Annotated in this window: 11 protein-coding genes; 7 read left to right on the plus strand and 4 right to left on the minus strand. The window is 61.4% G+C overall.

The genetic code is table 11. The features are described 5' to 3' along the window. Nucleotides 1-62 precede the first annotated feature (62 nt). The 3 genes from I6F31_RS16890 (at nt 63) to I6F31_RS16900 (ending at nt 1,673) form a co-directional block, all read left to right on the plus strand. Nucleotides 63-569 (plus strand): hypothetical protein, encoded by a 507-nt coding sequence (locus tag I6F31_RS16890; RefSeq protein WP_036009591.1) that lies wholly within the window; start codon nt 63-65, stop codon nt 567-569. 16 nt (nt 570-585) lie between these two features. Then, nucleotides 586-924: a hypothetical protein gene (locus I6F31_RS16895; RefSeq protein ID WP_225148050.1), complete on the plus strand. Its 339-nt coding sequence runs from the start codon at nt 586-588 to the stop codon at nt 922-924. Between the two features lie 512 nt (nt 925-1,436). Then, nucleotides 1,437-1,673 carry a hypothetical protein gene (locus I6F31_RS16900; RefSeq protein ID WP_036009587.1) on the plus strand — a complete coding sequence of 79 codons (237 nt, stop codon included), beginning with the start codon at nt 1,437-1,439 and terminating at the stop codon, nt 1,671-1,673. 18 nt (nt 1,674-1,691) lie between these two features. On the opposite strand, the gene I6F31_RS16905 is transcribed toward I6F31_RS16900, so the two are convergent. After that, nucleotides 1,692-2,069: a DCC1-like thiol-disulfide oxidoreductase family protein gene (locus tag I6F31_RS16905; protein WP_225148051.1), complete on the minus strand. Its 378-nt coding sequence runs from the start codon at nt 2,067-2,069 to the stop codon at nt 1,692-1,694. 393 nt (nt 2,070-2,462) lie between these two features. After that, nucleotides 2,463-3,464 (minus strand): AraC family transcriptional regulator, encoded by a 1,002-nt coding sequence (locus I6F31_RS16910; protein WP_074448034.1) that lies wholly within the window; start codon nt 3,462-3,464, stop codon nt 2,463-2,465. Between the two features lie 424 nt (nt 3,465-3,888). Here I6F31_RS16910 and I6F31_RS36380 point away from each other — a divergent pair, with 424 nt between their 5' ends. From I6F31_RS36380 to I6F31_RS16930, 4 genes are all read left to right on the plus strand, one after another. Beyond that, a complete protein-coding gene (locus tag I6F31_RS36380; RefSeq protein ID WP_244429400.1) occupies nt 3,889-4,146 on the plus strand; it encodes an AraC family transcriptional regulator in 258 nt (85 codons plus the stop codon). Nucleotides 4,147-4,291: 145 nt separating this feature from the next. Next, the gene (locus tag I6F31_RS16920) at nt 4,292-4,960 is read left to right on the plus strand and encodes a hypothetical protein (protein ID WP_225144267.1); all 669 of its coding nucleotides are present in this window, start codon (nt 4,292-4,294) and stop codon (nt 4,958-4,960) included. A gap of 81 nt (nt 4,961-5,041) precedes the next feature. Further along, entirely contained in the window at nt 5,042-6,472 is a 1,431-nt protein-coding gene (locus I6F31_RS16925) for a DUF1254 domain-containing protein (RefSeq protein WP_036030373.1), read from the plus strand. 236 nt (nt 6,473-6,708) lie between these two features. Continuing rightward, entirely contained in the window at nt 6,709-7,710 is a 1,002-nt protein-coding gene (locus tag I6F31_RS16930) for a transporter (protein WP_225144326.1), read from the plus strand. A gap of 398 nt (nt 7,711-8,108) precedes the next feature. Here I6F31_RS16930 and rpoD read toward each other — a convergent pair whose 3' ends face one another. Together rpoD and dnaG are read right to left on the minus strand one after the other, a co-directional pair. Beyond that, nucleotides 8,109-10,244: an RNA polymerase sigma factor RpoD gene (rpoD, locus tag I6F31_RS16935; RefSeq protein WP_036009578.1), complete on the minus strand. Its 2,136-nt coding sequence runs from the start codon at nt 10,242-10,244 to the stop codon at nt 8,109-8,111. A 375-nt stretch (nt 10,245-10,619) separates the two neighbouring features. Next, the gene (dnaG, locus tag I6F31_RS16940; RefSeq protein ID WP_225148052.1) at nt 10,620-12,620 is read right to left on the minus strand and encodes a DNA primase; all 2,001 of its coding nucleotides are present in this window, start codon (nt 12,618-12,620) and stop codon (nt 10,620-10,622) included. Nucleotides 12,621-12,690 lie beyond the last annotated feature (70 nt).

Raw genomic sequence — 12,690 nt, forward strand, 5'->3', positions numbered from 1 at the left:
TGATCCGCATCAAACCGTCTCACGCCGTGCTTTCTAGACTGAGCCGAGCAGGAGAACCACACATGACCGGAATAACCTTGAGCGCCGAGCAGATCCGCAATGCGCCAGCACCAGTGCGGCAATGGATCGAGCAGGAGGTGATCGCCGCGCTCGGCCTTGCGCCACGGACGCCGGCGGCCGCGCCGCCGCAAGTCCCCCACCTCGTCGCCTGCAGCGTGGAAGACATGGCCGGCGTGCTCGAGCACATCCGCGGCGTGCTTCCGGCCGTGAACGTGCTGTTCGAGCTCGGCCGCCCCGGCATCAGCTTCGGCCGCCCCGCGGTGATGACGTTCCGCCTGATGGACCTCCTGCATCACACGCGCCTCTCGGACGTCAGCGAGGTCATGACGTGTCTCGAGATGATCAACCAGGCGCTAACCGAGGTGAAGAAGGACGCTTCCGTGCGGTTCTGCGGCTTCGACAATGAGGGCCATTGCCTGATCGCGCCGCAGACGCAACAGAGCATCGCGACGTTGTGGCAGACCATGATGGAGCGACAGCAGGCCGCGCGCGCCGCGCCGGCGGCGTGAGGGGAACGTCATCGCCATGCCCAATCGCCAGCAGCCGCAATCAGCCCGCTCCCTCCTCCGCATCCCGCTGTTTCGCCTGCTCGCCATCAATCTCGCGATCGGCGCCTGCGCCGCCGTGCTATTGGTCGGCGGCCTGCTCTGGCTCAATCCCGGGCATTTGCGCGAGCTGATCTTCGCCGACCGCGCACCTGGCATTGCGCTCGTGCTGCTGCTCGCTTCCTTCCTCATCACCTTCGGCTCGGCCGCAATGGGCAGCGCGATCATGGCGCAGGGACGCAAAGAGCCTGGCGACAAAGGCGGCGGACACGGCTCGCGCCTCGCCGTGCAGGAGGTGGCGCAGCGGCGGCGAGATTGAGGCGCGCAGCGCGAAGCCTGCGCGTTGGCGCCTAAACAAAAACCGCAAAACAACCCCATGCACAGTAGGAGTCAAGCGATAGCTATGATCTTTGCTATTTTTCCGAATCAACGTTGACCGTCGGGCGAAACAGTGGTATTCTACCAACATCGCAAGACTCCAGACGCTGACGCCCGCGCGCTCTCGTTGCGTTCCGAGAGCGCAGCAAGATGAACAAAGTACTTCGAGGATCCAAAGCATCTGATTTTCGAGATTGTGGGAAATCGCGATATCCATCAGCTGCATATCTGATGCGCCTGCTGCGACATCGTCGCGCGACGATTTACCTTGCCATCGCGGCGCGCCTTCTATAGCCTTCTATTTTAGGTTGTCGCCCTGCCAGCCCCGGGCGACGCTGAAAAGATAAACGGCGGGCTTCGGCCCGCCGTTTATTGAAGGGCGTGGCGACGATCGCGAAGGTCACAATCCCGAAAGTCATTTGACTGCGGCGTCCTGATCGAGGACAAGCCGCCATGGCCAAAAAACCCGGAACCAACCCCAAAGGCGAATTCGCCTTCTTCAACGTCGTCTACGAAGACGATTCCCAACGCTCCAACCGCCGCGTCCCTTCCGAACTGCTCGGCGGCCTCGACGGCGACGAACCCGCCCGCAACTTCATCATGGAACAGGACCGCGAGATCGCGGAAAAGAGCGGCCGCCCGGCGCTGGAGATCAAGCGGATCGAGCGGGTGGGAGCGAAGAAGAAGTAGGCGGGCACAGCGGGGCGTTCACCAGCGCCCGCTCCATTTATTCGAGGCAAATAGCAGATCGGCAAACCGGTCATAGGCAAACCGCGTGATCGGCAGCGCCACGCGATTGCCTGATAGCACCGCAAGCCACCCCTGCCCCGGCGTCAACCGCCACAGCGCAATCGCGACATCAGCGCCGACGACGAGCCGCCCGGCCTCATCCGTCGCGTGTAGGCGCCGCCTGATGTCGTCGAGCGAAGCGCCAAAGTGCGCCAGTGCATCAGGCTGCTCGTTGATGTCCCTGAACTCGACGGTGCCCGCGCGCACCAGCGCCAGCAGCTTGTTGCGCTGCCAGTCAATGCCGGCGTCGCAGACGGGGCAGCGGGTGTTGTAGTAGACGGTGAGGTGGGGTGGCATCAATGAGCCTTTCTCGTCGGAATTATAGTCCGAGAGAAAGCCAGATAAACGCCTTCGGCTGAAGCTGCCGATACAAAGGCACAAAGAAGGACGACCCGACCTCGGCCCGCCGAATTGCGCGGCAGCCTCGACGGCGGCGAGCCGCGCGCAACCTCATTGGGAGCAGCATCGAGAGTCGCGTAAAAGAGTGGGAGGTCGGCGCTGGAGATCGAGCGGATTGAAAGGAGGCGAAGAAGAAGCAGGGTTCGGCCCTATCCCCGTCATTGCGAGCGCAGCGAAGCAATCCAGAGATGCGTCTGTGGGGATGGGCGGCAGAGCAGACCTGATTTGCTCAACTTGAGTTCTTCGCATTGTGCCCCCGAAGCGGACATGATGCAGCGAATGACAACTCGACTATCGAGCCCTCCATTGCTCGCGGAATTGCCCGGGCGTCACGCCTGCAACCCGGCGGAATGCACGGGTAAAATGGGCGGGATCTGCGTAGCCCGAAGCAAACGCAATCTCGATGATCTTGGAATCCGTATCTCGCAAAAGCTTTCTGGCATTTTCAAACCTCACGGTATCCAACAGCCGCGAATATGTCATCCCGGCGCGAGATAGCTTGCGTTGAAGGCTGCGTGCGCTGACCCCCGCCATCTCCGCGACTTCCGCCAGCGCCGGAGGCCGCTCGTCCATGTAGGATGGCAGCATCAGCTTAAGTGCGTGGATAAAGTCAAAGTTCGAATGTTCGACAAAGTCGCTCTTCGGATGAGAAGGAGCTTGCTTCAATCTGTTAGGAAGGCCCAGCAATGAAACAGGTACGTCGATCCACGAAGCTTCTTGACCAGACAGGAATTGAGACGTCGGCCAGAAAGACCGACATGCCGGACCCGGCGTGTACCGCGCCTCAAAGGCGATAGTTGCCGGAGCCCAGTCCGGTCCGGCGAATTGGCGGACGATGTAAATCGGGAAAACGTTCTGAAGCCATTGTGAATGCTCGAGATGCTGAAGTCCGGCAGTGCCGGCTAGCTTGCTGCAATAGCGAACATGGTCGCCGTGGCGCTCGACCCAGTTGCTCAAGTTTGAATCTTCGAGCGAAGCTAATCTACAGGCCTGGTGCAGCGCGACGAGCAAAGTCGGAGAATGACTGATTAGATACCTGGTCTTCTCACTAAGGTGTCCGAAATTGAGCGACTTAGCAGCGTGGAATCCAAAATCTTCAATACCTTGCGACCGGCTGGCAAACTCCGCAAATTCGATAGCAGGCAAAATCGGGACGTAATGATCGGCTTTTTCCTCCAGAGAAGCGGGCAGCAGATACTTTTCCAGTAAAGAAGCGGTTGGCGCGCCGAGATTATCCAGAATGTCAGCGAAGGGACTGAGGTGCTGACAACGCGTCAAATGAATCTTTGGCATTGGTGCGTCTCGATCACTTAATTCAGCGCACGAGCGGCGTCGCAGGACGACAACTCCCTAAACAGGGAGCGCCGACGCCTGTCACACGCTTAGATTATCAGGACTGCAAGGCTCTTTGCGTGCTTTTTGTCGCCTGGCTATGCCTCCAGAGGATCGCAGTCTCAGCTCATTCCATTCGACGAACATTTTGGCGCCCAATGGCCAGATGCGCCTCTCAGCTTCCCTAATCCTATGGATCGATTTTCCGCTGTAGGAGCATAGGCTTCAGGCCTGACGTCAAACGATGAGAGCCGTCCGCTTGCCTTCATCCACGGCGGTCCGCACCGCCATCGTTGCATCACTGCGGCACGGTGACGCAACCCTCGATAGCACAGCGCATGCGCTCAGAATTAGCGGGCGCACATTACAGCGTCATCTAGAACGCATGGGCACAAGCCACAGCAAGATCCTCGACGAAGTCCGATTGGAGATTGCGTGCCGCCTGCTGGCCGATACGAGTAAGCGCTTGTCGGATATTGCAGAATTTCTAGGATACACGAACGCCAGCAGCTTCAGCCGCGCTTTCGTGCGTTTGATGAAAATTCAACCCATCGTTTATCGGCGGCAGCAACGCGGCCGCAAGCATGATCGGTCGCTCGTCCGCCGACGTTCTCACCCCACCAACCCGTTGAATGATTCCTGACGATTGGCGCGAAATGGCAAGACGCGCCGCGTGATTTGGCGCGAAATGCAGAGATGCCGCCGCCACTAGCGACGCTCTTGTCGCTTCCGAATTGCTCACGTGCTGTTCGAGGAAGAACGACCAGCCTGCAAAGGAGAGGATCATCATGACAATCCGCGTTGCCTTGATTGCGGTCTGCGCCGCTGGCTTAGTTGCAATTCCGCACAAGCTTCTTGCTCAATCTCAGGCCGAACCCAAGCCGCACATTCCGCTTGAGAAATCGATTGGTCAGGCCAAGCCGGAAGTGGTCCCATCGCTTTTTGTACTCAACTCACGCGGGGTGAGCCTGAAGGAGGGTAAGCTGGTGCTGAGTGCAATTTCTCCGAATGCGATCGTGTTTGCCGACCGGCCGGTTCGTGCCGCCGGGCATGATCTGACCTCCCGGATTATCGAGGACTGGGGCAATGGCAGCGACAACTTCGCTAAAGACCCGCCCAACGCCACGGTGTCAGGATTCAAGAAAGACGGATCGTCGGTGTTGGATGCCGTCGTCGTGTTGAAATCCCCCAAGCTTGAGGGTGATAAGCTGACGTTCGACGTCGATCTCCTCGAAGGTGATCTCGCCGGGGCGGACGGGCCGGCATCTGTCTTTATCGATATCATTGGCCGTCCGTTGACGCCGTTGTCTTTCGCCGGCGTCGCTCGCCGCACCGCCTGGCGCGGAGCGTTCTACCGCGGCGCTGCCGTGGCAGGAGCCGCTGCTGTGGCCGGGGCTGCGGCGTATCCCTATTACTCACCGCGCTGCGGCTACTACCCCTATCCGCCCTGCTATTGAACCGTTCGCCCGAGTGGCTCCGTTACAAAGGCGTGAACTGCGAATCCACGTGACTGGTTTTCTATAGGAAGGAGATTAGCGATGAACATCACCCGTCGATCCCTTGCATTTGGCGGAATGGGGCTGCTCGCGGGAGCCGCCGCCACACGACCGGCTCTTGCCCAGGATTCATTTTTCGGAGTGGGACAAGGCCTGGAGGATTTCTGGCTGGCCAGCGACGCCTACATCTTTGGCTACCCGCTGGTGACGATGGAGATGACCCGGCGGATCATCACGAATGTCGCCGAGCCCGTCGGCACGCGCGGTCCGATGGGACACATCATCAAGCTGCGCCAGTATCCCGATGCCTCCTTCAGGGATGTGACGGCACCGAATGCCGACACCTTGTACACGACATCCTTCTTCGACGTCGGAAAGGAGCCGTGGATACTCAGCATTCCGGACATGAAGGGCCGCTATTTCCTGATGCCGATGCTGGACGGCTGGACCACCGTGTTTCACGTGCCAGGTAAGCGCACCACCGGCACCGGGGCGCAGACCTACGCGATCACGGGGCCGGGTTGGAAGGGCACGCTGCCGGCGGGTGTCAAGGAGTACAAGTCTGCCACCAATATCGTGTGGCTGCTCGGCCGCATCTATTGCACCGGCACGGCGGACGATTACGCTGCGGTGCACAAGTTGCAAGACGAATGCAAGCTCGTTCCGCTCAGCGCTTATGGCAAAGCCTACACGCCCGCCCCCGGGAAGGTGGATCCAACAATCGATATGAAGGCGGCGGTCCGCGAGCAGGTCAATCGCATGGACGCGGTCTCATACTTCAAGCTGCTTTGCGAGTTGATGAAGACTAATCCGCCATACGCCGCGGACGCGCCTCAACTTGCGAAGTTTGCCCGCATCGGCATCGTCCCAGGGCAGGATTTTGATGAGAGTAAGCTGAAGGCAGACTTTCTGAGGCGCCTGCCGGAGGTGTCGTTCGACCGGATCATGCTGCAGTTCAAAATCAACAAGGCCATCAAAGACGAGAATGGGTTCGCGTTCACGACCAAGACCGGCATCTACGGCACCGACTATTTGATGCGGGCTTTGGTAACCGCGATCGGGCTTGGTGCCAACCGGCCGCAGGATGCCGTCTATCCGACCTCGCAAAAAGACGCCGACGGTCACAAGTACAGCGGCGCGAACAAGTACGTGATGCGATTTCCGAAAGGTCACTTGCCTCCAGCGGAGGGATTCTGGTCGCTTACGATGTACGACAGCGGCTATTTCTTCGTGAAGAACCCGCTCAACAGGTACTCCGTCAGCGCTCGGGAAGACTTGAAGGAGAATCCGGACGGATCAACTGATCTGTACATCCAGAAGGACTCTCCCGGCAAAGAGAAGGAGTCGAACTGGCTACCTGCGCCTGAGGGAGATTTCATCCTCATGTTGCGTATGTACTGGCCCCAGGAGACGGACCCCTCGATCATCAACGGCACATGGACGGTCCCGGCCGCCAGAAAAGTCGGAGCCTAGAGCAGGCAATCATGCCGGCGCGCATGCGCCGGCATGATTGCTAGGCCGCTCCCAGATGCCCCACAGCACGCTGTACTCGCTTTGGGTTTTCTGGGGCGAATGACACGGTATTCGCGATGCAGGAGGCCATGATGTCGGCACTTCACCTTGGAAAAGGAAAACAGCGCGTTGGAAGGAGCGCGACAAAGCCGTCTCTCTCTTCTGCGTTCAGGAATGCAGCCATTGCCTCGGCAGTCATGACGCTGTCGGTGCCTGCTGCCACGGCTTACGCCGACGAAGGTGGCGTTTCCTACTGGCTCCCTGGCCGCTTCAGCAGCCTTGCCGCCACCCCTCAAGCCCCCGGCTGGTCAATGGCAGCGGTCTACTACCACACCAGCGTAAGTGCATTCGGCACCGCGGCTGCCGCAAGGGAAATTCACGTCGGCAGAATCCCCGCAACAGTAAACGTCGATCTGAACTTGCGTCTGAATGGGCGGGGGGATCTCGTCCTGCTCAATCCTACATACACGTTCGCAACCCCCGTGCTGGGCGGGCAACTGGCCATCGGAGTGACAGGACTGTTCGGACGATCGAGCGCTGATCTAGCAGGAACGCTCACCGCAACTGTCGGCCCCCTGGCCGTGACGCGCACGGGCAGGTTCGGCGACTCGATCACGTCAGTCGGGGATCTCTACCCGCAGGCGACGCTCAAGTGGAATGCAGGCGTCCATAACTTCATGACCTACGTAACCGGAGATGTTCCCGTCGGCGCTTACAGTTCGTCCCGTCTCGCCAATCTCGGCATCGGGCATGGCGCCATCGACGGCGGCGCCGGCTACACCTACTTCAATCCGCAAACTGGCCACGAGTTTTCCGCGGTGGCGGGCCTCACCTACAATTTCAAGAATCCGGATACGCAGTACCAGAACGGCATCGATCTTCACGTTGACTGGGGAGCCTCGCAGTTTCTGTCAAAGCAAACTTTCGTCGGCCTCGTTGGTTATGCCTATCAGCAGATAACTGATGACGTTGGCCAGCATCCCGCCCTAGGCGGCTTTCGGTCCCGAGTCTTCGCAGTTGGTCCGCAGATTGGCTTTCTATTTCCGGTAGGCGATATGCAGGGGTATTTGAATCTGAAGGGATATGGCGAGTTCGCTGCGGAGAATCGGCCGGCTGGCTGGAACACTTGGCTGACGTTCTCAATATCGCCGATAGCGCCGACCAGAACTGTCGCATCAACCCGGCGGATCACAAAATAGCAGCGTGGCCGCTTAGCCGATCTCGCCGACACACCATGGGTCGGTCGAACGTCTCACGTGAACATATCGAACTGAGCTGGTTATCTGCGTAGCCTCGAACCTTCCACCTGCTGAACAAAGCTGGCGTGAAGGTAGTCGAGAAGATCTACCTGCATCGAAATCCCGCACTTTGAAGAAGGAAAGTCGCCCCCCGGACCCGCACTTCCGCTTTCGGCCCATCTCGGAAGTCGGGCACCGTCCGCACTTTTGTTGCTGTTGGAATGGAATCGGACATGGGTAGGGCAATCGCCTGGTGGATTGCTTCGTCGCAAGCGCTCCTCGCAATGACGGGGCGAGAGCCGAGTCAAAGAAAAACGGCGGGCTGTTGGCCCGCCGTTTTCGTTCTGATTGAAATCGGATCAATTATCCAAAAAGCTCCGCAGCTTCCGGCTCCTTGACGGATGCTTCAGCTTCCGCAGCGCCTTCGCTTCGATCTGGCGGATACGCTCGCGCGTCACCGAGAACTGCTGACCCACCTCTTCCAGCGTGTGATCGGTGTTCATGCCGATGCCGAAGCGCATGCGCAGCACGCGCTCTTCGCGCGGGGTGAGAGAGGCGAGGACGCGCGTGGTGGTCTCGCGCAGGTTGGACTGGATCGCGGCGTCGATGGGGAGGATCGCGTTCTTGTCCTCGATGAAATCGCCGAGATGCGAATCCTCCTCGTCACCGACCGGCGTCTCAAGCGAGAGCGGCTCCTTGGCGATCTTGAGGACCTTGCGGACCTTCTCCAAGGGCATGCCGAGCTTTTCGGCGAGCTCCTCCGGGGTCGGCTCGCGGCCGATCTCGTTGAGCATCTGGCGGGAGGTGCGCACGATCTTGTTGATCGTCTCGATCATGTGCACGGGGATGCGGATGGTGCGGGCCTGGTCGGCGATCGAGCGGGTGATCGCCTGCCGGATCCACCAGGTGGCGTAGGTCGAGAACTTGTAGCCGCGGCGGTACTCGAACTTGTCGACCGCCTTCATCAGGCCGATGTTGCCTTCCTGGATCAGGTCGAGGAACTGCAGGCCGCGGTTGGTGTACTTCTTGGCGATCGAGATCACGAGGCGGAGGTTGGCTTCCACCATCTCCTTCTTGGCCTGGCGTGCCTCGCGCTCGCCCTTCTGCACGGAGTGCACGATCTTGCGGAACTCGACGATCTCGAGGCCGGTCAGCGCGGCGAGCTGATGGACCTCGTGGCGGAGGTCCTTGATGCGGTCCTTCTCGTGGTGGACGAAGTTCTTCCAGCCCTTGGCCGACAGCTTCGAGACGCGGTTGAGCCAGCGCGGATCGAGCTCCGAGCCGGTGTAGTTGCGCAGAAAATCCTCGCGGGCGACACCGTGGCTGTCGGCAAGGCGCATCAGGCGGCCCTCATGCGAGACGAGGCGCTTGTTGATGTCGTAGAGCTGCTCGACGAGGCTATCGATGCGCGCCTGGTTGAGGCGCAGCGACTTCACCTCGACGATGATCTCGTCCTTCAGCTTCTTGTACTTGCGCTCCTGATGCGGCGAGAGCGACTCGTTCTGGAGCTGGTTCTGGATGTCCTGCTCCTGAAGCTTGCGCAGCTTCTTGTAGCTGTCGGCGATGCGATCGAAGATCTCGACCACCTTCGGCTTGAGCTCGGCCTCGATCGCCGCGAGCGACATCTGGTTCTCGAACTCGTCGTCGTCCATGTCGGACTCGGCGGCGGCCTCGCCCGGATCCTTCTCCTCGCCCTCGGGGGCAGCCGCAGGCGCGGCGCGGAACGGCGTCGGCGACGGGGGCGCGGCAGGCGGCGCGACATGCGCGGGCGCAGCGGCGGACGCGGTGGCTTCGCCGCCCTCGGCCGAGGCTTCGCCGCCCTCGCCATTGGGTCCTGCGATCATCGCGGCGTTCATGCCGCCCTTGGCATCCGGGCCGGCATAGGTGGCTTCGAGATCGATGATGTCGCGGAGGAAGATCTTGCCCTCGTTGAGCTCGTCGCGCCAGATGATGATGGCCTGGAAGGTCAGCGGGCTTTCGCAGAGGCCCGCGATCATCGCCTCGCGGCCGGCCTCGATGCGCTTCGCAATCGCGATTTCGCCCTCGCGCGAGAGCAGCTCGACCGTGCCCATCTCGCGCAGATACATGCGCACGGGATCGTCGGTGCGCTCGCCCGGCTCGCTCTTCTTGACCTCGGTGACGGCCTTCTGAGTGACCTCGACGAGCTCGTTATCCGTCTCGTCGTCGCCCTCGTCCTTCTCTTCCTCGCCTTCGGTGTCGTCGGCTTCGGTGACGTTGATGCCCATGTCCGAGAGCATCGACATGATGTCCTCGATCTGTTCGGGCGAGGTCTGGTCGGACGGCAAGACTTCGTTGAGCTGATCGAAGGTCACGAAGCCGCGCTTCTTGGCCTGCTTGATCATCTTCTTCACGGCGGCGTCGGACAGGTCGAGCAAGGGCGAGGGCGCGTCCTGGGAATCCTTCTCCGGCGCATCCGCTGCCTTGTCGTCTTTTTCCTTGTCCTTCGCCTGCAGCGTCTTTGCCTTGGTGGCCATCCATTGCTCCTAAACGCGCTTCATGCGAGACGCGCCGCGCCTTCGCGTGAATTCACATGAACCTGTTGCTCGACGCTCTCGCTTCGGCAGCTCTCGACACGGAAAGGGCGGCGCACAAACCTCTCGCCACCCCCAACTCTCTCTCGCCGGAATTGCCTAACGCTTCGTCAGCCTCTTTGTCGCGGCGGATGCAGGTGTAGTGCCAACAGCGATTGCGCGGATTCATTCCTGACGCGTCTGTTATGCCTGCGGCCGCCTCTGGGCCAAAGTGCTACAAGACCGTTAAGCCTCGATTAACCCTGTTTTTGCCGCCAAACCTAGGATTTGGCGAGTCTTTTAGCGGTTCCAGCCGTGGCCGTCCGCATGTTTCTTTCATCACATGCTCTTCTGGAGCCGGCCCGACAGCTCGCCAAAACCCTCGATCAGGGCCTCGGTACCGTCGACTTCACCTATCCGAGCCTTGACGTCACGCAGCCACGCCAAATTGGCCTCGCTGGGATCCTCCCCCAAGGCCAGCTCGGCGTCTTTCAGCTCTCTAAGTAGTGAATGCCATTGCCGATGCAAGGCAACCAGCTGGTGCCAGGTGGCAAGAACGTCGTCCCTCGCCGCGCCCTCGCGGGCGGCCCACACCGCCTGGGTCGTGATGACATTCTCAACCCTTTGAAGAGTTTGAGAAAATCCGCCCTTTGCGAGGTCGCCGCGCATCTTTTCTGCCTGCTCGCCGGGGTCCGGCGAGTGGTGATGGTCGTTGGCGAAGGCGGCGATGATGCCGGCCCTGAGCTTGTGGGCCTCGGGATGGGCCAGCTCCAGGGCGGCGACCTCCTCCAGATGCTCGTGCAGCAGCCAGGGGTGGTTGATCAGGCATTGCAGGATCAGCGCCTCCCGGCGGGAGATGGCGCTGCGCTGGCCTCGCAGGATCGGGCTTGCCGCCAGCTGCGGGCTCGCCGCCTGGTAGGGGCCGGACGGTAGCGGGGTCGGACCCGGGGCGCCGCGGCGACCGCCGCCGAAGCCTTGTCCACCGAATCGATTCGCCCCGCCTCGCGGCTGGAACGGGCGGCCGCCACCGGGGCGGAAATTGCCCCGGCCGCCAAAGCCGCGGCCGCCTTCGGGCGCGAAGGCGCGCTGCAGCCGCTCGACGAATTCGTCGCGATAATAGCGCCGCACCACCTCATCGCGGATGCCGTTCGTGAGCTCCCTGATGCGCGCCTCCAGCGCGGCGCGCCGCTCGGGCGTGGCGAAATTGCCGCCCTCGAGCTCGCGCGACCAGATCATGTCGGCGAGCGGACGGGCGGCGGCGATGACCTCCTCGATCGCGCCGCGCCCGCCCGAGCGCACGAGATCATCGGGGTCCTGCCCTTCCGGCAGCAGCGCAAAGCGAAGACTCTTGCCGGGCGCGAGGAACGGCAAGGCAAGGTCCGCAGCACGATAGGCCGCCTTCTGTCCGGCGCGGTCGCCGTCGAAGCAGAGGATCGGCTCGTCCGCCATCTTCCAGAGCAGCGCGAGCTGGCTCTCGGTGAGCGCGGTGCCGAGCGGCGCGACGCTGCCGGCAAAGCCCGCGGTGACCATGGCGATGACGTCGACATAGCCTTCGACCACGATCAGCGGACTGCCGTCATGGGTGGCTTTGCGCGCGGTCTGGTGGTTGTAGAGATTGTCGCCCTTGTGGAAGAGCGGCGTCTCCGGCGAATTCAGGTATTTGGCCGGAACGTCCTTCTCCAGCGCGCGCCCGCCGAAGGCGATGACGCGGCCGCGCAGATCGGTGATCGGAAACATCACGCGATCGCGGAAGCGATCGTAGGGAACGGGGATGTCGTCGCCGCCGATCAACAGACCGGTCTCGACCATGTCCTCGACGGAGATGCCGAGCTTGCCGAGATGCTCCTTCAGTGCGAATTTTTCACCCGGCGCATAGCCGAGGCGGAACTGCAATTGCGTCGCCGGCGAAATGGCGCGATCGGCGAGATAGCCGCGCGCTTTCGCGCCCACGCGCGAGGCCAGCGTCTCGGCGAAGAATTTCGCCGCGAGATCCATCACGTCATGCAGCGAGCGCCGCCGCTGCTCCTCGCGCGCGGCGTTGGGCGTCACCGCCGGCAGCGGCAGGCCCGCCATATTGGCGAGCCGCTCCACGGCTTCCGCGAACGGCAGGCCGTCGGTCTCCATCACGAAGGTGATGATGTCGCCGTGCTTGCCCGAGGAGAAGTCGTGATAAAAACCCTTCTGGTCGTTGACGTAGAAGGACGGCGTCTTCTCCTGCTGGAACGGCGACAGCCCCTTCCACTCGCGCCCGGCCTTCTTCAGCTTGACGCGCTTGCCCACGACTTCGGAGACCGAAAGCCGGGCACGAAGCTCGTCGAGGAACTGGGGCGTGAAGCGCATGGGGCGAGTTTAGCCGAGCGTTTGAGTCGGGCGAAGGATCAGGGATATAGGGACGGCCCGGTCAAAGGCC

Source organism: Bradyrhizobium sp. NBAIM01, assembly GCF_020194115.1.
GTDB lineage: Bacteria > Pseudomonadota > Alphaproteobacteria > Rhizobiales > Xanthobacteraceae > Bradyrhizobium > Bradyrhizobium yuanmingense.